This is a genomic window from Flavobacterium suaedae, assembly GCF_014642915.1.
Lineage (GTDB): Bacteria > Bacteroidota > Bacteroidia > Flavobacteriales > Flavobacteriaceae > Flavobacterium > Flavobacterium suaedae.
Window position 1 is genome coordinate 339,133 of the sequence record NZ_BMJE01000001.1, and the last position, 19,562, is coordinate 358,694.

A 19,562-nucleotide genomic window follows, 5' to 3' on the forward strand; every position below is an offset into this window, starting at 1 on the left:
AATGTGTTTTTTACTTTGGTAATGAATTTTGTTTTATTTATCGTATATTATATAAATACCATTACTGAAACTGGTTATTTAACTTCTTTACCGTTAACAAACTTTCTGTCTCCAATAAAAAAATCAGCTTCAGTATCGTTCTTAGGGATATTAGTTCCGTTTTTTCCTCGAAATGCTTCTCCCAGACCGTCATATTCTTCATGGCCTGCAACATCTTCCAAATTATCTATTTCATTAATAAATGCTCGAAATGTTACGGAATTATCAATAAGAACTTCTTTGTATTGAGAGGCAAAAATCGATATTTTTTCTTTATTTTCATAATTTATTTTGACATTTTTATATGTGAAATCATAAAATAGCTTCTTATTTTGAGGAATCCTAAAATATTCGGCTTTTTCATCTTGAACTAAAACGTTTTCGTTAATTGAATCAAATCCCGATAATAATGAAAAAAATATAAATTTCCTTGAATTTTCTCTCTCATAGTCATTTTGATAATGCCCTGCCTCAAATAATATAGTTGGCACACCCAGCGATTGCAAACTGTCTCCTATACAGTTTTTATTATACGAATCATCAAAACGCCCTACCTGCCCCGGTATATAGTGCTGTAATGTTTCATTCATAGCAGCTATAACACTTATAGCTTTTAACCTGACATCATTAATATCTCTTTCTTCATTATAAGCAGGGGCTAAAAAAGAAACTGTAGCTGGTTTATAAGTACCTGTATCACTTTCTAACCCGAATATTGTACGCTGGTCGTGCATATTATAACAATAATCAGGTTTAAAGTCATGAAAAGCCTGCATAAGCAAACGAATTTCAGGCTGAGTACAATTATAAGCATCCCTGTTTAGGTCTATTTTATTAAAATTTTGCCTGGTATATAGCTCTGCACCGTCAGGATTAAGTATAGGTATTATACAAAAGGAGAAGTTACTTTTAATACTATTAGCTTTTTCATCATCACTTTTAAGCCAATTAAGCAGGTCAAAAATAGCTTTGGTAGTGGTAGATTCATTACCATGCATTTGAGACCATATTAAAATTCTTGTTTTTCCGCTACCAATTTTAACTGTATATATAGGTTTATTTAAAACTGAAGTACCTATTATATCAATTTCAAAAAACTGTTTTAAGTCATTTAATATGGGGGCTATATGTTTATTGGTAACATACCTACCATGTAATTTGGTCTGTTTACAACTGTTAAATATTAAGGGTAAATCCATACAAATCTATTTGTTTACAAAAGTAAACATTACTTATTTTACATTTGTAAACAGCTAAGTTTAACTCTTTAGTTACATTTGTAATCTATATTAGATTGTAAATATGCTTGTACTTTTAAATGAATCACTGTTTATATTATAATATATATTAGTTAATGTAAATCAGTTATTTAAATACTTTATATAAAGTATAAGTTTAAAATAAAATATCTCTTTTTATATGCTTTTTGGATAAATGGAAACTCTTTTTTACATTTGTAAACAACAAATATTGTTACAATGGTAAACAATGAAGGTTTTATAAAACGACTGGAACATTTGCTCGAATATTACGATATGTCGGCTTCTCTTTTTGCAGATAAACTAGGTGTACAACGCTCAGGATTGTCTCATTTATTATCAGGCAGAAATAAACCCAGTTTAGATTTTGTACTGAAAATAATTGATAACTTTCCTGAAGTAGATTTATACTGGCTATTAAACGGGAAAGGTTCTTTTCCTAAAAATTCTGAAGAAGAACAAAAACCAATCCCCCCTACTACTCTTCAAAAAAATGAAGAAACAGGAAATGACTTGGGTGATTTATTTTCTGTAAACGAAGAGAAAAATATTTCAGAAGAAAATACAGGACAAATTAACACGCAGATACAATCGCCTAGTACTATTGATAAAATTGTAATTTTTTATAAGGACGGAACTTTTAAAGATTATAAACCGCAATAAAAAAACCCCGCAACATCTTATAAAAGATGTCGTCGGGGCTCATTAACCAATAAAACAAACACAAATTATCTATGGAAGTTCCTTGTAAAAGGAACCAGTATTTTTATTTAAGCACATTTTATTGGTTATTAATCAACCTTAATATCTATTATAAAATTAAGCATTAATAGTATAATAGTCTGTAAATAAAGCGTTAAACTCTTCATAAGATTTTGTTCTTCAGCTTTTAAATAATAAAACTCCTATACTTACTACTTCTTTAAATTGGATGTATATTTACACTACAAAAACAGACTTAAATGCTAAAGAAATTTTTAAGCTATTTAATCCCTATAAAAATTTATACTAAAACTTCCGAAATAAGCAGAACTCTTGAGGTAACCCTTAGTAACGGTGAGTTGGTACTCGATTCTAAAAATACAAACTACTCCTACGGGAGTTTACAGCGTATTTTACGTAAAGGGCTACAATATATAGGTTTTGAAAAAATAAAAACTTTTGAGAGTATATTGCTGCTTGGTGTTGCCGGAGGCAGTGTTATAAAAACACTTAAAGAAGAAATAAATTATAAAGGCAAAATAACAGGTGTTGAACTTGATCCTGAAATAATTGAAATAGCCAATAATTATTTTAATTTGGATAAAACAGAAGGTGTTACTGTTATTATAGACGATGCAAAAAAGTTTGTAGCCAACACAAACGAAAAATATGATTTTATCATCATAGATATTTTTCAGGATAAGAGTATGCCTGAATTTTTATTTGAGTCTGATTTTACAGAAAATATAAAGAGCATAGTAAACAACAAAGGGTATATTCTATTCAACACTATGGTTTTAAACCGAAAAGATAAAGAGCGAAATAAAGCCTATACTGAGTTATTTGACAATAGCTTTCAGGTAGACTCCTACCCCGGTTTAGAAAACTATAACGAGATTTTTATTATTCAGAAATTAAAGTAATTACTATGGTGTTTGCTGATTACAAAAATGAGATTGAAGAAAAAGGATTTACTGTTATCCCTAATATTTTCTCAGATAATGAAATAGATACTATCATTACTACTATTGAGAATACAGAAAAAAACAATACTTCTTTTAGGAAATCAGCAGGACTGTTTGCTATTCGTCATTTTCTTAATGAAATACCGCAAGCACAGACATTAATCCTAAATAAAAAATTAAAGCAAATTATAACTGAACTTTTTGGTAAAGATTATTTTATAGTAAAATCAATATATTTTGATAAGCCTCAAAACTCTAACTGGTTTGTCTCTTATCATCAGGACTTAACAATATCAACAGATAAAAAGTCTGAAATTGAAGGTTATGGTCCCTGGACAACAAAAAACAACCTTTTTGCGGTACAACCGTCTATAGGTATTTTACAGAATATATATACCATTCGTATTCATCTAGATGACACAGATGAAAATAATGGTGCATTAAAGGTAGTTCCTAGTTCTCATAATAAAGGAATATACAGACCTGAAACTATAAACTGGAATGTTGAAACCGAAACTACATGCCCTGTAAACAAAGGTGGCATTATGATTATGAAACCTTTGCTACTACATAGTTCATCCAGAACAACCAACGGTAACCAAAGGCGTGTAATACATATAGAATTTTCAAATACTCAACTGGCTGAGCCTTTAAACTGGGCTGAAAAACTAGATATAAATCTTTAAAGCATTTTTCTTGCCTTCTCTAAATCTTCGGGGGTATCTATACCAATTCCAGCATGGCTGGTTTGCACCATTTTTATTTTCTTACCATATTCCAAATAGCGTAACTGTTCCAGTTTTTCGCATTTCTCAAGCATTTGCATTGGTAATTTATAAAAATCGAGTAACGCATGCTTCCTAAATGCATATATACCAATGTGTTTGTAATACGTAGCTTCGGCTTCCTTATCGCGTACATACGGTATTACCGAACGTGAAAAATACAATGCAAAGTTCTTTTGGTCTACTATTACCTTTACATTATTCGGGCTTTCAATATCTTCTCTGTCTGTAATTTGCATCATTAGTGAAGCCAAATCAACTTCATGAGCTACATCACTTTTAAATACCTCCAGTAAGTCAGCCAATGGTTCTTTATTAATAAAAGGCTCATCACCCTGAACGTTAACCACAATATCAACATCCATAAGCTCAATAGCTTCAGCAATACGGTCGCTGCCACTTTCGTGCTCTTTTTTACTCATTATAGCCTTACCACCGTTCGCTATTATCTCTTTAAAAATAATATCCGAATCAGTTACTACAAAAACATCATCAAAAAGTTCGGTTTGAACAGCAGCTTGGTAAGTACGGGTAATAATAGTTTTACCACCTAAATCTTCCATTAACTTCCCCGGGAAGCGAGTGCTGGCGTAACGCGCCGGTATAACTGCAATAATTTTCATAGCTAAGTATTTCGTTTTTCTACAATGAAATTACCAAAAAATATTTTCTTATTGAAATTCCTCAAAATTTTCATCCTTAAAACCTATAAGGTATAAAGTTTCTTCCGCACGGGTTATAGCGGTATATAACCAACGGATGTAATCTCTTGTAATACCATCGGGTAAATAAGGTTGCTCTACAAAAACGGTTTTCCACTGTCCACCCTGCGATTTATGACAGGTAACAGCATAGGAGAACTTAACTTGTAAAGCATTAAAATGCGGATTGTTCTTAATTTTTAAAAAACGTTTATAGTTACTTTTCTCATCCTGAAAATCCTTTTGTACTTCTTCATAAAGTCTATTAGAGTCTTCGTAAGATAAAGATGATGATTCACTATGCAGTGTATCAAGCAACAGTACCGTTTCAAAAGGTATTTGTTCGCTATAGTCTACCATTCGCACCTTTACACGGGCAAATTTAAAACCGTATAGCTCTTCTATCCTGAATATCTCCAACACCTCTATAATATCACCATTGGCAATAAAACCTGCGGTTGATTTCTCGTTAATCCAGAAATAGTTATTTTTCACTACCATAAGGTAATCTCCTGCCGAAAGTTCACTTTCCCTGTCCAGTATTTTAAAGCGTATTTGCTGATTGTACTGGTTAGCACGCTTGTTAGAGCGTACTATAAAAGCCGTATCTTCTATACTGTAATCTCTGTAAGCTTGGTGTATTGCATCTTCAATATCGTAACGGTCTACCAAGCGAACAAAATCTTTAAAGCCTTTTGCCTTAAACTGAAAGGTATCTACAAAAGCAGATTTTAATATTTCTCTTAATTCGGTAGCATTATATAGTATCCCGGAGTCTGTTTCCTGTCGCATTACTTCATCCAGCTCTATTTGCTGCACTTCTTTTAAATAATGCATTGCCAGTGTATCCGTATCCAGTGCAGGGCTAATTTCAGAGTTTACGGGTGGTAACTGTGCAGTATCACCTATTAATATCAGCTTACAGTTTTTACCGGAATATACATACTGCATTAAATCATCCAGCAGCGATCCGTTTTCATACATTTTAGAGTCTGAACCCGAATCGGAAATCATAGAGGCTTCATCTACAATAAAAATGGTATTGGTAAATTTGTTTGCCTGCATGGTAAAGCCTACCGTGCCACCACTACCCTTTTTGGGGTAATAAATACGCTTGTGTATAGTATAGGCAGGACGTTTGGAATAACCGGAAATTACTTTGGCTGCCCTACCTGTCGGGGCAAGCAGCACACATTTTTTATTTACAGCCCTCAGTTGGTTTACCAATGTAGATACTATGGTGGTTTTACCCGTACCGGCATACCCTTTTAAAACAAAAACATCATCGTTATCATCATTAGTAATAAAAGCAGCTATTTTCTGTAAAAAAATATCTTGCTTTAAGGTAGGTGTAAACGGGAAATGCCTTCGGAGTATTTTGTAAAATTCGGCTGCATCCATGTAATGGAAACTGTTTTTCTTTAAAATTCTTGAAAAATTGAATTCAAAGATACTATGAATTTAAAGAGTAAGAAGGCTAATCATTAAAAAGATGTAAATTTGTTCTCCAATCAATTTTTATTAATGAGCAGCAATATAACCGCTAAAAATTATAAAAAACTTGTACTACAGGCAGGACTTAAAGGAGTTAGCTTCTGTTCGTTTGATATGCTAAACAATAGTATATCAGAGATAAGCAGTGCTACGTTCTCCCGATACCAGTCGGTAGAAGATGAGTTATGGAAACTTTTTGTACACCATCCGGAGCTGAAAGCCTCGTATGATGAAGTACTGGTGTTACACGATAATAATTTTAACACCTTTGTACCTGAAGCCTTGTTTGACAAGGATTTTTTGGGTAGTTACCTGCAATACAATACCAAAGTTTTTGAAACTGATTTTTTCGCGTACGATGCTATAAACAGCTACGATATAAACAATGTTTATGTACCGCTGGTTAACATTAATAACTATTTAATTGACCGTTTTGGTAGTTTCGACTATAAAAACACCAATACCATACTGGTAAACAAGCTACTGGATGCTTCTAAAAATATAGAAGAAAACCAAGTGTTTGTACATGTACAGGATACTCATTTTGAGGTAGTAATAGCCAACAACCAAAAACTGTTACTGTACAACTCTTTTGAGTACACATCACCCGAAGATTTTTTATACTTCCTGTTATTTACATTGGAACAATTATCGCTTAACCCTGAAACGGTTAAGGTTATACTACTGGGTAACATAAGTAAAACTGACCCATGCTATACTATGGCATATAAGTATATACGTCATATTTCATTTCACGATACCGAGGCACTACAGGAAAAATACAATATAAACAGTAACATCGCTACACAACACTTTATATTGCTTAACGCATGAGAATAATATCAGGAAAATATAAAGGCAAGCGCCTTACCGCACCCAAAAACTTACCCGTACGCCCTACTACCGATATGAGTAAGGAATCGTTATTTAATATACTGAATAACAAGTTTTATTTTGATGAAGTTAAGGTACTGGACTTGTTTTCGGGTACGGGCAACCTGAGTTATGAGTTTGGCTCACGTGGCACGGAAACCATTACGGCTGTAGATGCTGATTACGGTTGTATAAGGTATATAAAACAAACTGCCGAGGCTTTGGAACTAAACATTACCGCTATAAAAAGCGATGTGTATAAATTCCTGAAAAACCATAAACTAAGCTACAATATTATTGTATCCGACCCACCATACGACTTTGATCAACAAAAGTTTGAGGAAATTGTAAACCTTGTTTTTGAAAACGAATTACTTGATAAAGAAGGGACTATGGTTATAGAACACTCCCCACAAACGGATTTAGAGCATATGCCTCACTTTGTAATGAAAAAGAAATACGGTAGCAGTATTTTTTCTTTTTTTGAGTTTGAAAGTGACTAAACGTTTAAGGTAGTTTAAAAAAATTATATTTCAATATTAATTATTTCATCCAAGATATGTGGGCAAGTCGTTTACCCAACCTACAACTCTTTCTTGAATTAATTCTTTAATATCATTCTCAACAAAGCCATCATATTTATACCAATTATCCGTCTCAACATCATAATAAGCAACATATTTAAAAAAGTGTTCTTTATTATTATTTCGTTTTAAAACGCTAATCACATATGATTGGGAATGATTTGGTTTATTTTCAGGGTAAGAAATCCAATTCATGATTTAATTTTTTAGTTTAACCAAAGATAATAAAAATCATCACATCATGGAAAAGAATAAAGCAGGTCTATAAGCCGGATTCTGTATTTCTTAATAAAGAAACCCTTATCATTTATCTGGGTATAGCATTACTGCTATACTCTATCTGCCTACCCCCCGGCATCGGGCGAGCAACCCTTAACAGCCGGTATACGTGGCATTGCACCGCATAGAGTTTACCTGATTTCACTACAGCATTACCTGTACATCCTTTCTGCTGCACTTGTCCTCCCATGCCTAAACATGGTGACGGGCGTTACCCGCTATGCTGCTCTACGGTGTCCGGACTTTCCTCCCTTTACATAAAGTAAAGAGCGATAAGGCGACCTGCGCGGCAAAGATAGTTTTTTTAAGTCTAAAGTTTATATAGTCCTAAAGTTATAATGTTTATAAAGTCAAAAGCCCGAACCCCTTTTAAGACTTTATGACCTTTGACTTTATGACTTTCGACCTTCAACGTTATGACTAAAATGATGTTTAACATTTCATTGGCAGCGCAACCAATAGTAAATCTGTAATTTTAAATAAACAAAAGAAAAACCAATAAAAAACTAAGTTATGGACAGACAAATGTATCATTACGCTCCTGTATCGAAAGCATTAGCAGAATTAGCTAAAAAAGGATACACAACCGATTTTAATCTGGAAGAAGAGCGAATAGTAAATACTCCGGACGACTTTACCATAGAACATATATACCGTTACGAAGGGGAAACCGACCCTGCTGATGAAGCTACCGTTTATGGTGTGGAAGCAAAAGACGGAACTAAAGGTGTTTTTGTAGCAAGTCACGGAGCTTATACCGAAAAAAGTGCTGCCAAAGTATTGCACGAAATGAGTATACAAGGCAGAGAAGATAATTAATAAAGGTCAGTACCCTTAACAGTACATGAATGCAACTATAAAGAAACTTGAAAAAATAGGTAGTGACCCTAAAATTACTGCCAAAGCCGCTGGCTTACGTTATGCTCTGCAATCCAACAAAGGATATTACAGGAAACGTAAAGGCAGCGGCTTTACTTATCAAGACCATGATGGCAACACGGTTAAAGACAAAGAACTGCGTAAGCGTTTTAAAGATTTGGTAATTCCGCCAGCATGGACTGATGTTTGGATATCGCCCTACCCTAACGGGCATTTACAGGTAACAGGTTATGATGATAAGGGCAGAAAACAATACCGCTACCACCCGGACTGGAACAAAATAAGAAACCAATCTAAATTTTATCGATTAAAGCATTTCGCCGAGGTACTGCCTGATATCCGTAAACAGGTAGAAAAAGACTTGCGTAAGCATGGCTTGCCGTATGAGAAAGTTGTTGCGCTAGTTGTAAAACTTATAGAGCTTACCAACATACGTATAGGTAACGATGAGTATAAAAAACTATACGGTTCTTTCGGGCTTACTACCCTGCGCGATAAACATGTAAAGTTTGAAGGACGTGCAGTTTACTTTCAGTTTACAGGGAAAAAAGGCGTTAAGCACAAAATAAAGCTACAAAGTAGACGAATGGCAAACCTGGTTAAAAAATGTAAAGAAGTACCCGGTTATGAACTTTTCCAATATTATGATGACGATGGAACGCACCATAGTATTGGCTCTGCTGATGTAAATAGCTATGTAAAAGAAATTACAGGCGAAGATTTTACCGCAAAAGATTTCAGGTCTTGGGCAGGCAGCCTTAATGCCCTTTGTTCTTTCTACGAAATAGGTGAACATACCAATAAAACCGACTGCAAGAAAAAAATAGTTCACGTGCTGGATTCCGTAGCCAAAAAATTGGGAAATACCCGTAGTGTTTGCAAAAAGTACTACGTACACCCTACTGTAATAGCATCGTACAAGCAGGGTTCTATTTGGAACTATAAACCCAAAAATACTACAAGTACCGACCTTAATGCAGAAGAAAAAGCATTATATAAACTTTTATCTACCGAAAACATTGCAGAGGTAATTGCCTGATAGTTACACATTATAAATTTATGTGATTAATTTCCTCATATTTCAAATATAAATTATATTGCAGTTGGCAGGGCAATTAGTATATTTGCTCTACAATTATTTCTATGGAGCAGTTTATTGTATCAGCACGCAAGTATCGTCCGCAAACATTTAAAGATGTTGTGGGGCAGCAGGCTATTACCAATACTTTGCTCAACGCTATAGAAAACAATCACTTAGCACAGGCATTATTATTTACAGGACCTCGTGGGGTTGGTAAAACCACCTGTGCGCGTATTTTGGCACGTAAAATCAATCAGGAAGGGTATGATGACCCTAATGAAGATTTTGCTTTTAACGTGTTCGAGCTTGATGCGGCTTCTAATAACTCAGTAGATGACATTCGTAATCTTATAGACCAAGTACGCATACCACCACAAACAGGTAAATACAAGGTTTATATTATTGACGAGGTACACATGCTTTCTCAGGCTGCATTTAACGCCTTCCTGAAAACACTGGAAGAACCGCCAAGGCATGCCATATTTATACTTGCCACTACCGAAAAGCATAAAATTATACCGACTATACTTTCGCGCTGCCAGATATTCGATTTTAAACGAATTACGGTAAACGATGCTAAAGAACACTTAGCAGTAGTAGCGGAAAACCAAGGTATTACTTTTGAGGATGATGCTTTACACATTATAGCCCAAAAAGCAGATGGTGCTATGCGTGATGCACTTTCTATTTTTGACAGGGTGGTTAGCTATTGTGGTAACAACTTAACCAGACAGGCAGTTACTGAAAACCTTAATGTACTTGACTTTGAGTACTACATAAAAGTAACGGACTTAATACTGGAAAATAAAATACCGGAATTGCTTTTAGCTTTTAATGATATTTTGGCTAAAGGTTTTGATGGTCATCATTTTATTGCAGGTTTAGCTTCCCATTTTAGGGATTTAATGGTATGTAAAAACCCTGCTACACTGGTATTACTACAAGTAGGCGAAATGGCGCAAAAGCAATATGCTGAACAAGCACAAAAAACATCAGAGAGTTTTTTACTTGAAGCTATAGATATAGCTAACGATTGTGACTTAAAATACAAAACAAGCCAAAACCAACGGCTTTTAGTAGAATTAACACTTATGCAGCTTGCCTCCCTCACTTTTGACGGAGAAAAAAAAAAGCTGACAAATTTATAATTCCACCGCATTACTTTAAGCAAGGTGCCACTACTCCATCGATAACTACTACTACCGAGCAGGTTAATAATAAGTCTGATAAGTCTAGAAGTAATACAAGTACAGAGGGAATAAGCTCTTTACCTACTAAGCAAATACCTGTAAATAATCCTGAAGTAGTAAAACCGCCTGTAATTAAAAAACAAGATGATGGTAAACCTCGTGTTTCCGCTTTTTCGCTATCCAGTATCCAAAAAAAGCGTGAAATTGAGCAGAATCAAAAAGCTCAAATTAAAAAACAGGACGAGCTGCCAAGAGAGTCTTTCACGGAAACGGATATGTTGTTAATGTGGAATAAATTTGCACAACGCCTTAGCGACAGTGGACAGAAAATTATGGCTACTTATATGCAAATAAACGACCCCGTATTAGCTGAAGATGGCGTAACCTTAAACCTTGAATTACCTAATGAGGGATCTAAAGTTGATTTTGACAGGAGTAAAAATGAATTAATAGGCTACCTGCGCGGGAAACTACACAATCATGATATTGTTATAGAAACCCATGTAAATGAGGAAGTTTCTAAAAAACATGCTTTTACACCACAGGAAAAGTATGAAAGGCTAAAAGCTATTAACCCTACTATTGAGTTATTACGTAAAACCTTTGATTTAGATATTTAAATCAATTGTTGTTACTAGTTTTTTCTACTTCATTTAAAAATTGGTTTAACCAGTTGTTTCTGTGCAATACTAAAAACTGATTTATAAGTTGGGATAGTTCATTTTGTATAATTCTGTCATTTTTACCATAATCCCATATCGGTAATATTGCTGTTTTAGCTATAGCTTCAAAATTAGGTGATATACTATATATACGAGATATATTGTTATCATCTTTAATAATATTCTCAGGGAAAGAGTTAATTCTGCAATCAAGTAGGTAGAATAAGGCACGTAATGCTAAACAAGCTGTACCAGGGTCATTTATACCGGGACTTAACGCCTTAATAGCAACTTCTGAAAGCTGCCGAAAACCATATAAATAATTGTTTTCAATAGTTTCATCTTGGTTTATAATAAGTGTTGTTTGCAGTTTCTTTACTACATCTTCTGATATTGGTTTGTCTACTTCCAATACAGGAGTGTTTTTTAGCACATATACGCCCGGCTCATATTTGACTTTAACCGTAATATCATTACTCTTACATAACTGGAGTAGGTTTTTAGTATCTATCCCTTCATAAACACCTGCTACGGGTGCTACTATATCATTTTGGAAATTAATATCATCTATAGGTTGTGGGAGTGACTTTAAAGTACACTTATTCTTCATAGATTTCTCTGTATCATTCAAAATACGGTGAATAATTACCTCATATTTTACCGACTGGGTAATAAAATGAATGAAATATATAAAGATGAAAATATCAATAACGGCAAGTATTATCAATAAATAAGTGCTTATGGCAGGTATGTGTATACCAGAGTCTATATCCCGTATGGTAGTATGCAGGAAAAGTGCAAACATAATAGTACCTATGTATACCCCAAGCACTACTTGCTGAAAGCTATTGCCTATTAACTTATTAAGTACCCGATTAGACATTTTTGATGCTGCCTGATTAAGCACTATCATTACCATTGAGAAACTAAACACTGTAAGCGATAATATACCTGCTGCAATTACCCCAATAATATTACGTGCTGTATCAGCATCTTGCAGATTCAGCCACTCTACATTGCTTTTTAAACTTTTACCCATTTCAGAGAAATCAAAGCGAATAGCTATTATTGAAACTATAAGAAATGTAAGAGATATAAAAGCAGGGTAAAATGCTATACTATTAACTATTTTGTAGTAGTTATGGCGAATCCAAATCTTTATTTTACTAAATAATTTACTCAAACTGCTGTTTTTATTTTTTGTAATACTAAATTTACATATAATTGACCTATTATATTCTTAACAAAATGCAAATAGTGTAAACTATGGCTTCAAGATCTGATATAATTTCTGTAAATACTTATATAGAGGTATTTAATATAAGTAATGATGAGTATATTGAAGAATTTGATATAAGTCATATTCCTTTAGCAATTCTTCGAACAATATTTGACCCAAACGAAGAGTATGATGTAGAGCTATATTTATCATACTCTATAAATAAAGAAAAATCAATAGCATTGAATTCATTTATAGACCCTCCCATAATATTTGAATTTTCAAAATATGAATATTTTCTGCAACGTTATGGAGATTATAAATAAAAAGCCGCTTAATAGCGGCTTTTTACTAATTAACCTTTACGGAGCTACTCCACGTCGCCCCGCTTATATCTGTCAGTGTTAAAATGTAATTTTCATGTTCTGATAAAATACCACTTCCTACAGGTAAAGTTATTGATGCCTTTGCACCTAATGGTATTATTAAGCTATATTTCCCTGATTTTACATCAGCTATATATTTATTTCTAATAGCACTTTTAGGCAGCTTAGCTAAATCTTCTCCTTTCAAATTCAAGATGGTTTTACCATGAGAATCCTTTAAAGAAATTCCAATTAAAAAAGAGCCGTAAACATCAACCCCTTCTACTCTATAAACATTGAATTGTAATTGATTAATATCAATCACTGCATCTGATACTTCAATTAATGGTTTTACGGATTTATTGTGTAATGTACCCCACAAACCACCATGAAAATAATGATTAGTAAATAGTGTTAGAAACAATATTAGCGTAGCTCCTGTTAAGGAGAGTTTTTTTAATGTATGTAGCTTTATCGGTAAACTCCCTGAGCCTAACCAGCTAAACCATTTTTTAGTAGTAAAGATGTATTTCTTGTTTAGCAGCCAATTATCAACAGCGTAATAACCACTACCGGAAAGGAATAATATAAAACCTCCTGAAATACCTAAAACGCCTATTTGCCATTCATCAAGGCATGTAGTACCAAGCCATCCTGAACCCAGCAAAATCCCCATAGCTAAAGCAATTACACCAATACTCATTAATCGGGTAAATAGCCCAAATAGTATAAAAAGCCCTACTACGCCTTCAATTATGGTAAAAATTACCATAGCGAGCCAAAGCTCATCAGGATTAAGTAATAAACGCTCAATAATGGGTTTAATTCCCAAAGCATTAGGTAAAAAATGATTGAACTTCTCCCCTATGTAGCCTGCTGTATCAGGGTTTAGTTTATCTGCTAAAATTAACCGCCTCCAAAAAGCGGAAAAGTACGTCCACCCCACCACTAAACGCAGGGCAAGTGTTATTGTGCCAGCCATTGTATAATGCTGACTATTAATATGTATGTTTTGCATATTATCTGAAAAATTAAAAAATGAAATATTTTACCGTTAGTAACGGTACTCTTAAAACTGTAAAGTATTTTAAGATAATAAGCTGTATTTCATTTTTTTGTAGAGAATATAAAGTGGTATTTTTTCCGCTATATATTGACTTTCAGCTTTTAAAGAGTTGATTTTAAAGCTATATGCTGTAAATAAAGTACTTGAATTATTTCTATTTAAGAAAGGAAGTGAAATAAACTTTTTAGCAGAAATTTTATACTGATTTTCTGCTTTTACTTCAGAGAAATGACAAGAATTAGTAACAGAAGATACTGTAGTTTTTGAAAGGTTTAAAGGTTTTTCATAACCTACATCAACAGCATGAGCAATTACTTTTTTTACTGTACATGAAGATAGTAGCAGTAATAGAGCACTAAAAAATGCCAAAAAATAATTGTTATGTATTTGTTCTCTACCGTTCAAACCCTGATATATACTATTTTAAAGTAAGTTTTATTATTTTATTTCTGCCTGCTGCTATTACAGTTTTATTATCTGCAAAACGTAATGTATGTAAAGCAGTATCATTATGTACTTTTTTCCAGCTTTTTCCTCTGTCATAAGAATAAAATACTCCCGCAGGACCACAAGCTAAAAGTTCATAACCATCACTTGCAGGGATAAATTGCACGCATGAAGCATAACCAAATCCAGTGTTTTGACCAACTAAAATCCAGGTTTTACCTCCATCAGTAGTTAGTATTTTATTACCTGAATTTTTATTTTGCTGTTCATAATCACCTCCTACAGCAAAACCAATGTTTTCATCGTAAAAATCTGCTGAAAAGATACCAGTCATAGCACTTCCCTGTACTATTGGAGTGTCAAACACTTCCCAGCTTTCTCCCTTATCAGCTGAATAAAAAACTCTGGATTTTTTCCCTCCGGAAACTATCCATGTGTTATCTCCCTTTACAATTACATTAGTATCGCTTGCTGCAAAACCAGCCTCACCTTCTGCAACATTCGGTAAAGCATCACAGCTAATTTTATGCCATGTTTCGCCTCCGTCTGTAGTTTTTATAACCGAAAGGCACTCATTAGTAGGATCTCCCATTGCAATACCCTCTTTATCATTATAAAACTGCATACTGTCATAAAAAACTTTTTCTCCTTCTTCGGTATATACTTTTGTAACGACACCGTCCTTTTTATCTATTTTATAAAGCATGGCAGGCGATGCAACATTAATAATAAAAATGTTATGCTTATTCTGTGCTATAGCTCTGAATTCAGGTAATATAGAGTCTTGTTCCTGAGTAATAACTTTTTGTAATTTATCTTCTCCGTTTAGTGACACCCTACCCCACTTTCCGTTACTGCCGGCATACCAAACTTTATCATTATCAATAGTTATAGCGCGTATACTTATATCATCCTGTAATAAGGTATCTACAGTAACTTCGCTAAAAGAAACCTCATTAATATGGTTTTCTTTGCAGCCAATAAAAACTAAAACAGAAAGTATAAAAAAGAGTTGTTTCATAAAACATAACATATTGTAATGCTAATATAAAAACAAAATCCGGTTAGTTATACCCAACTGAGTTACTAACCGGATTTCTTTGGAAATTAGTTTTAAAAAACTGAAACAAATTAATTATGTACTTCCTGCTTTTTCTTTTTCCCATCAAAAATATACATCCATATCATTCGTGAAAGCCTGAAATTAAAAGTACTCAACAAAAATGCACATATACCTATTATAGCTATAGTTGCATTGTAACTTTCTATAAAAATTCTTGATATAAGAAATACAGGAGCCATTTCTAATATTGTAAGCCCATAACTTACATACATTGCCCCGTAAAAAAATCCGGGTTCTTTTTCAAATTTATGCCCACATACATCGCATTCTTTTTTCATTTTGGGCATTTTAAATAAAAATGGATTCCCTTTTTGTGTAAAAACATGACTCTCACCACAAACAGGGCATTTTTCTGTTATAATATCTTTAAACTGTGACATACCTAAAAGTTTGATACAAATTTACTTCACAAAGCCCTATACAGTCAATGCAATATGTGAGCATAAATTTGTACTTTTAGGACATTATCATGGGAATATGAAAAAAGTAGCCATATTAAATATAAATCAGTTCTTAAGGCAAAGCAGCTTAAAGGGCTTTTATGCTAATACATTGGAGGACCACTTAGTAACCAGCCATAAAGATATTGCACTGCCCCATTCACACGATTTTTATTTGGCTATATTGTTCACGCATGGAAGCGGTATACATGAAGTAGATTTTACGACCTATGACATTAAACCCGGTAGCCTTTTTTATTTAAACCCGGGGCAAACGCATCATTGGGAACTATCTGATGACGTAAAAGGATATGTGTTTTTCCATACACAAGGTTTTTACGACTTGCAATACACCCAAGCCAACATCAATAGATTTCCCTTCTTTTACAGTATGCACAATTCACCCTGCTTATACTTAGTGAATGATGAACTTACATACATTATCTCGCTTTTTAGGCAGATACATGAAGAAAACTTAAAAGAAGAGCCTCTAAAAAGACAAAAAATGCTGAGCCTTATCAACTTGGTGTATATTGAGAGTACTCGTATTTATTTAGATGAAAATCCTGTTGATGATATCAATAAAAACGGATATTATTTAAAATTCAGGCAGTTAGAACAACTGATAGAAGAAAATTATAAAACAGAAAAAGCACCATCTGCTTACGCTGATATGATACACGTTAGCCCTAAACACTTAAACCGAATAACCCAAACTGTTGCAGGCAAAACAGCTACTGATGTTATTTTAGAACGTGTTTTTTTAGAAGCAAAAAAAGAACTGGTTTTACAGCAAAAAAACTTTAATGAAGTAGCTTACTTACTTGGTTATGAAGATTATGCTTATTTCTCCCGAATATTTAAAAAGAAAACAGGCGAAACACCTTCAGCTTTTTTAAATCGCTACAGAAAAGAGTAAAAAACCTTTGTTAAGCAGTAGAGCTACCTCAGTAAATTTCAGTACCTTTGCCCCTCAATTTTTCACAATGAGATTACACAGAAATTTAGTCTTTACAGTAATAGACTCGCTAAACTTTATTTTTAATGATGGAGAGTATGCCGATAAGGTAGTAGCACGTGCTTTAAAAAAAGATAAACGTTGGGGCAGTCATGACAGAAAGTTTGTTGCCGAAACAATATATGAAATAGTACGCTGGAAACGCCTTTACGCTGAAATAGCAGAGGTTAAAGAACCTTATGACAGGGATAACCTATGGCGCATATTTGCCGTATGGGCAATATTACGCGGTTATAAATTACCGGACTGGAAGTACTTTGAGCAAACCCCTGTACGCCGCATAAAAGGACGTTTTGATGAGCTTAATAAAATAAGAAAATATAGAGAGTCTATCCCTGACTGGATGGATGAACTGGGCGTTAAAGAGCTGGGCGAGAAAAAATGGGAAACCGAACTGGCTGCACAAAACCAGCAGGCTAAAGTAGTCCTTAGAGTAAACACCTTAAAAACGACTAAGGAAAAGCTTAGGGCTATTTTAATGGATGATGATATTGAAACAGAATTCAATAAAGAGTATCCTGATGCGCTTATACTAAAAGAGCGTGCTAATGTTTTCCTAACTCAAGCATTTAAAGACGGACTATTTGAAGTACAGGATGCTTCTTCTCAGTTAGTAGCACATTTCCTTGATGTTAAGCCGGGTATGCGTGTGGTAGATACGTGTGCAGGTGCAGGAGGTAAAACATTACACATAGCGTCCCTTATGGAAAATAAAGGGCAAATAGTAGCTATGGATATTTACGAAAGTAAATTAAAACAGCTTAAACTACGTGCGAAAAGAAATAGTGTTTTCAATATCGATTACCGCATTATTGAAAGTACAAAAGCTATAAAAAAATTACACGAAAAAGCAGACAGGGTACTTATTGATGCGCCTTGTAGTGGTTTAGGTGTTTTAAAAAGAAACCCTGACAGTAAATGGAAGTTACAACAGGAGTTTGTAGATAACATAAAGAAAACACAGGCAGAAGTACTGGAAAGCTATTCTAAAATAGTAAAACCGGGTGGTAAATTAGTATACGCTACCTGTTCCGTATTACCATCTGAAAATCAGGAACAAATAGAAAAATTCCTTACTACGGAAACCGGTAAAAACTTCACTTTTGTAAAAGATAAAAAAGTATTGGCTTCACAGTCAGGTTTTGATGGTTTTTACATGGCGCTTTTAGAACGTAAAGCATAAACAAAATACGTTTAAAGGCTTTTTATGTTAAACTTTAGGAGTTAATTTAAAATATTACTCTAAGTTTGTAGCCCAATTTTTGAGAGATGAAACATATTTACACTTTTTGCCTAATGATGCTTTCATTAGGTGCAATTGCACAAGACGGAGCTCCTGCTTCTCCTTATTATGATGGTTTTAATTTTGAGCAGACAGGAACAGCTTTAAAAAACAGTTTATCTACTAAGATTACCAATACCCATGTTAATGAATTATCTTATACACCTGAGGTTTGGGAAGCTTTAAAAATAACAGATCAGGATCCTGATGCATCAAATTACGTATTCTTATTATATGGATATAGTGATAATGTATGTCCTAACAACTCATCGAACGATGATTACCACAGAAGAAGACTAAAAAATGACAATGGCGGAGACCCTAATTGTGAGTGGAACAGAGAACATGTTTACCCACAATCATTAGGAAACCCAGAACTTGGACAGGTAGGTGCTGGAGCCGATGCACACCACTTAAGAGCGTGTGATGTTGACTTTAACGGTGACCGTGCTAACAAAAAATATAATACAGGTAGCGGTAATGCAGGAAATTCAGGTGGCGGATGGTATCCCGGTGATGAATGGAAAGGTGATGTTGCACGTATATTAATGTATATGTACCTGCACTATGGTGAACAATGCCTTCCTACAAATGTTGTAATGGGTGGTACTGTTCCCAGTGACTCAAACATGCCTGAACTGTTATTACAATGGAATGCCGAAGACCCGGTATCTGAACACGAAGATTACAGAAATACTTATTTAGGTAATGCCAATAATAATTACGGACAAGGTAACCGTAACCCGTTTATTGATAACCCTTACTTGGCAACATTAATATGGGGAGGACCTGTAGCACAAGACCGTTGGGCTATGGCTTCAATAGAAGATTACTTTACTACAAATCTTTCTGTATATCCTAATCCTGCTACAGCACATGAAGTTAACATATACAGTGAAGTTGAACTAGAGGAAATCCAGCTAATAAACCTTAACGGGCAAATAATTCAGTATATACAGCAACCAAAAGCTGAAAGTAACACTTATACTATAGAAAACCTGCCTAGTGGTTTTTATATGCTAAAAGTAGCTTCAGATAAAAACACTGCTGTTAAAAAAGTAATTGTAAACTAAATAATAGTTTAATAAAAAAGCCTCCAATAATTGGAG

General features: G+C 34.0%; 22 protein-coding genes and 1 other RNA gene. 13 read left to right on the top strand and 10 right to left on the bottom strand.

The window, feature by feature from the left end; all coding sequences use genetic code 11:
* Nucleotides 1-74 precede the first annotated feature (74 nt).
* Nucleotides 75-1,238 (bottom strand): M14 family metallopeptidase, encoded by a 1,164-nt coding sequence (locus IEW45_RS01620; RefSeq protein WP_188619476.1) that lies wholly within the window; start codon nucleotides 1,236-1,238, stop codon nucleotides 75-77.
* 279 nt (nucleotides 1,239-1,517) lie between these two features.
* Here IEW45_RS01620 and IEW45_RS01625 point away from each other — a divergent pair, with 279 nt between their 5' ends.
* From IEW45_RS01625 to IEW45_RS01635, 3 genes are all read left to right on the top strand, one after another.
* A complete protein-coding gene (locus IEW45_RS01625) occupies nucleotides 1,518-1,961 on the top strand; it encodes a helix-turn-helix domain-containing protein (protein ID WP_188619477.1) in 444 nt (147 codons plus the stop codon).
* Nucleotides 1,962-2,260: 299 nt separating this feature from the next.
* Entirely contained in the window at nucleotides 2,261-2,923 is a 663-nt protein-coding gene (locus tag IEW45_RS01630) for a spermidine synthase (protein ID WP_188619478.1), read from the top strand.
* Between the two features lie 5 nt (nucleotides 2,924-2,928).
* Nucleotides 2,929-3,651, top strand: a complete 723-nt coding sequence (locus IEW45_RS01635; protein ID WP_188619479.1) for a phytanoyl-CoA dioxygenase family protein — start codon at nucleotides 2,929-2,931, stop codon at nucleotides 3,649-3,651.
* Here the strand turns inward: IEW45_RS01635 and kdsB are convergent.
* Nucleotides 3,648-4,373: a 3-deoxy-manno-octulosonate cytidylyltransferase gene (gene kdsB, locus IEW45_RS01640; RefSeq protein ID WP_188619480.1), complete on the bottom strand. Its 726-nt coding sequence runs from the start codon at nucleotides 4,371-4,373 to the stop codon at nucleotides 3,648-3,650. The genes IEW45_RS01635 and kdsB overlap by 4 nt on opposite strands.
* A gap of 48 nt (nucleotides 4,374-4,421) precedes the next feature.
* Entirely contained in the window at nucleotides 4,422-5,852 is a 1,431-nt protein-coding gene (locus tag IEW45_RS01645) for an ATP-dependent DNA helicase (RefSeq protein ID WP_188619481.1), read from the bottom strand.
* Nucleotides 5,853-5,975: 123 nt separating this feature from the next.
* Here IEW45_RS01645 and IEW45_RS01650 point away from each other — a divergent pair, with 123 nt between their 5' ends.
* Nucleotides 5,976-6,779 (top strand): DUF3822 family protein, encoded by an 804-nt coding sequence (locus tag IEW45_RS01650; RefSeq protein ID WP_188619482.1) that lies wholly within the window; start codon nucleotides 5,976-5,978, stop codon nucleotides 6,777-6,779.
* Nucleotides 6,776-7,321: a 16S rRNA (guanine(966)-N(2))-methyltransferase RsmD gene (gene rsmD / locus IEW45_RS01655; protein ID WP_188619483.1), complete on the top strand. Its 546-nt coding sequence runs from the start codon at nucleotides 6,776-6,778 to the stop codon at nucleotides 7,319-7,321. Before IEW45_RS01650 ends, rsmD begins: the two co-directional genes overlap by 4 nt.
* Before the next feature lie 45 nt (nucleotides 7,322-7,366).
* On the opposite strand, the gene IEW45_RS01660 is transcribed toward rsmD, so the two are convergent.
* Together IEW45_RS01660 and rnpB are read right to left on the bottom strand one after the other, a co-directional pair.
* A complete protein-coding gene (locus IEW45_RS01660) occupies nucleotides 7,367-7,597 on the bottom strand; it encodes a hypothetical protein (RefSeq protein ID WP_188619484.1) in 231 nt (76 codons plus the stop codon).
* Between the two features lie 54 nt (nucleotides 7,598-7,651).
* Nucleotides 7,652-7,970: RNase P RNA component class A (gene rnpB, locus IEW45_RS01665), an RNA gene on the bottom strand.
* A gap of 224 nt (nucleotides 7,971-8,194) precedes the next feature.
* On the opposite strand from rnpB, the gene IEW45_RS01670 reads away from it, so the two are divergent.
* The 4 genes from IEW45_RS01670 to IEW45_RS01685 all read left to right on the top strand — a co-directional run bounded on the left by IEW45_RS01670 (nucleotide 8,195) and on the right by IEW45_RS01685 (nucleotide 11,451).
* Nucleotides 8,195-8,500: a hypothetical protein gene (locus IEW45_RS01670; RefSeq protein WP_188619485.1), complete on the top strand. Its 306-nt coding sequence runs from the start codon at nucleotides 8,195-8,197 to the stop codon at nucleotides 8,498-8,500.
* Between the two features lie 25 nt (nucleotides 8,501-8,525).
* A complete protein-coding gene (locus tag IEW45_RS01675; RefSeq protein WP_188619486.1) occupies nucleotides 8,526-9,599 on the top strand; it encodes a DNA topoisomerase IB in 1,074 nt (357 codons plus the stop codon).
* A 104-nt stretch (nucleotides 9,600-9,703) separates the two neighbouring features.
* The gene (dnaX, locus tag IEW45_RS01680) at nucleotides 9,704-10,789 is read left to right on the top strand and encodes a DNA polymerase III subunit gamma/tau (RefSeq protein ID WP_188619487.1); all 1,086 of its coding nucleotides are present in this window, start codon (nucleotides 9,704-9,706) and stop codon (nucleotides 10,787-10,789) included.
* Nucleotides 10,790-11,115: 326 nt separating this feature from the next.
* The gene (locus IEW45_RS01685; protein WP_229665872.1) at nucleotides 11,116-11,451 is read left to right on the top strand and encodes a DUF8439 domain-containing protein; all 336 of its coding nucleotides are present in this window, start codon (nucleotides 11,116-11,118) and stop codon (nucleotides 11,449-11,451) included.
* Nucleotide 11,452: 1 nt separating this feature from the next.
* Here IEW45_RS01685 and IEW45_RS01690 read toward each other — a convergent pair whose 3' ends face one another.
* Complete coding sequence (locus tag IEW45_RS01690) at nucleotides 11,453-12,676, bottom strand: DUF2254 domain-containing protein (RefSeq protein ID WP_229665873.1); 1,224 nt, start codon at nucleotides 12,674-12,676, stop codon at nucleotides 11,453-11,455.
* Between the two features lie 83 nt (nucleotides 12,677-12,759).
* On the opposite strand from IEW45_RS01690, the gene IEW45_RS01695 reads away from it, so the two are divergent.
* On the top strand, nucleotides 12,760-13,038 hold the full coding sequence (locus IEW45_RS01695) for a DUF7683 domain-containing protein (protein WP_188619488.1): 279 nt from the start codon (nucleotides 12,760-12,762) through the stop codon (nucleotides 13,036-13,038).
* Nucleotides 13,039-13,063: 25 nt separating this feature from the next.
* On the opposite strand, the gene IEW45_RS01700 is transcribed toward IEW45_RS01695, so the two are convergent.
* The 4 genes from IEW45_RS01700 to IEW45_RS01715 form a co-directional block, all read right to left on the bottom strand.
* Nucleotides 13,064-14,095 (bottom strand): TQO small subunit DoxD, encoded by a 1,032-nt coding sequence (locus tag IEW45_RS01700; RefSeq protein WP_188619489.1) that lies wholly within the window; start codon nucleotides 14,093-14,095, stop codon nucleotides 13,064-13,066.
* Between the two features lie 69 nt (nucleotides 14,096-14,164).
* Nucleotides 14,165-14,512: a hypothetical protein gene (locus IEW45_RS01705; RefSeq protein ID WP_188619490.1), complete on the bottom strand. Its 348-nt coding sequence runs from the start codon at nucleotides 14,510-14,512 to the stop codon at nucleotides 14,165-14,167.
* 49 nt (nucleotides 14,513-14,561) lie between these two features.
* Nucleotides 14,562-15,611 (bottom strand): WD40/YVTN/BNR-like repeat-containing protein, encoded by a 1,050-nt coding sequence (locus IEW45_RS01710; protein ID WP_188619491.1) that lies wholly within the window; start codon nucleotides 15,609-15,611, stop codon nucleotides 14,562-14,564.
* A 110-nt stretch (nucleotides 15,612-15,721) separates the two neighbouring features.
* A complete protein-coding gene (locus IEW45_RS01715) occupies nucleotides 15,722-16,093 on the bottom strand; it encodes a DUF983 domain-containing protein (protein ID WP_188619492.1) in 372 nt (123 codons plus the stop codon).
* Between the two features lie 97 nt (nucleotides 16,094-16,190).
* Here IEW45_RS01715 and IEW45_RS01720 point away from each other — a divergent pair, with 97 nt between their 5' ends.
* The 3 genes from IEW45_RS01720 (at nucleotide 16,191) to IEW45_RS01730 (ending at nucleotide 19,526) form a co-directional block, all read left to right on the top strand.
* Nucleotides 16,191-17,072, top strand: coding sequence for a helix-turn-helix domain-containing protein (locus tag IEW45_RS01720; RefSeq protein ID WP_188619493.1), 882 nt, complete (start codon nucleotides 16,191-16,193; stop codon nucleotides 17,070-17,072).
* A gap of 67 nt (nucleotides 17,073-17,139) precedes the next feature.
* Nucleotides 17,140-18,354, top strand: coding sequence for an RsmB/NOP family class I SAM-dependent RNA methyltransferase (locus IEW45_RS01725; RefSeq protein ID WP_188619494.1), 1,215 nt, complete (start codon nucleotides 17,140-17,142; stop codon nucleotides 18,352-18,354).
* Between the two features lie 86 nt (nucleotides 18,355-18,440).
* Nucleotides 18,441-19,526 carry an endonuclease gene (locus IEW45_RS01730; RefSeq protein ID WP_188619495.1) on the top strand — a complete coding sequence of 362 codons (1,086 nt, stop codon included), beginning with the start codon at nucleotides 18,441-18,443 and terminating at the stop codon, nucleotides 19,524-19,526.
* The last annotated feature ends 36 nt before the right edge of the window (nucleotides 19,527-19,562 follow it).

Excerpts from the sequence above, each read along its gene's own strand:
- IEW45_RS01620 (WP_188619476.1), bottom strand. The coding sequence starts at position 1,238 with ATGGATTTACCCTTAATATTTAACAGTTGTAAACAGACCAAATTACAT.
- IEW45_RS01625 (WP_188619477.1), top strand. The coding sequence starts at position 1,518 with ATGGTAAACAATGAAGGTTTTATAAAACGACTGGAACATTTGCTCGAA.
- IEW45_RS01630 (WP_188619478.1), top strand. The coding sequence starts at position 2,261 with ATGCTAAAGAAATTTTTAAGCTATTTAATCCCTATAAAAATTTATACT.
- IEW45_RS01635 (WP_188619479.1), top strand. The coding sequence starts at position 2,929 with ATGGTGTTTGCTGATTACAAAAATGAGATTGAAGAAAAAGGATTTACT.
- kdsB (WP_188619480.1), bottom strand. The coding sequence starts at position 4,373 with ATGAAAATTATTGCAGTTATACCGGCGCGTTACGCCAGCACTCGCTTC.
- IEW45_RS01645 (WP_188619481.1), bottom strand. The coding sequence starts at position 5,852 with ATGGATGCAGCCGAATTTTACAAAATACTCCGAAGGCATTTCCCGTTT.
- IEW45_RS01650 (WP_188619482.1), top strand. The coding sequence starts at position 5,976 with ATGAGCAGCAATATAACCGCTAAAAATTATAAAAAACTTGTACTACAG.
- rsmD (WP_188619483.1), top strand. The coding sequence starts at position 6,776 with ATGAGAATAATATCAGGAAAATATAAAGGCAAGCGCCTTACCGCACCC.
- IEW45_RS01660 (WP_188619484.1), bottom strand. The coding sequence starts at position 7,597 with ATGAATTGGATTTCTTACCCTGAAAATAAACCAAATCATTCCCAATCA.
- IEW45_RS01670 (WP_188619485.1), top strand. The coding sequence starts at position 8,195 with ATGGACAGACAAATGTATCATTACGCTCCTGTATCGAAAGCATTAGCA.
- IEW45_RS01675 (WP_188619486.1), top strand. The coding sequence starts at position 8,526 with ATGAATGCAACTATAAAGAAACTTGAAAAAATAGGTAGTGACCCTAAA.
- dnaX (WP_188619487.1), top strand. The coding sequence starts at position 9,704 with ATGGAGCAGTTTATTGTATCAGCACGCAAGTATCGTCCGCAAACATTT.
- IEW45_RS01685 (WP_229665872.1), top strand. The coding sequence starts at position 11,116 with ATGTGGAATAAATTTGCACAACGCCTTAGCGACAGTGGACAGAAAATT.
- IEW45_RS01695 (WP_188619488.1), top strand. The coding sequence starts at position 12,760 with ATGGCTTCAAGATCTGATATAATTTCTGTAAATACTTATATAGAGGTA.
- IEW45_RS01700 (WP_188619489.1), bottom strand. The coding sequence starts at position 14,095 with ATGCAAAACATACATATTAATAGTCAGCATTATACAATGGCTGGCACA.
- IEW45_RS01710 (WP_188619491.1), bottom strand. The coding sequence starts at position 15,611 with ATGAAACAACTCTTTTTTATACTTTCTGTTTTAGTTTTTATTGGCTGC.
- IEW45_RS01715 (WP_188619492.1), bottom strand. The coding sequence starts at position 16,093 with ATGTCACAGTTTAAAGATATTATAACAGAAAAATGCCCTGTTTGTGGT.
- IEW45_RS01720 (WP_188619493.1), top strand. The coding sequence starts at position 16,191 with ATGAAAAAAGTAGCCATATTAAATATAAATCAGTTCTTAAGGCAAAGC.
- IEW45_RS01725 (WP_188619494.1), top strand. The coding sequence starts at position 17,140 with ATGAGATTACACAGAAATTTAGTCTTTACAGTAATAGACTCGCTAAAC.
- IEW45_RS01730 (WP_188619495.1), top strand. The coding sequence starts at position 18,441 with ATGAAACATATTTACACTTTTTGCCTAATGATGCTTTCATTAGGTGCA.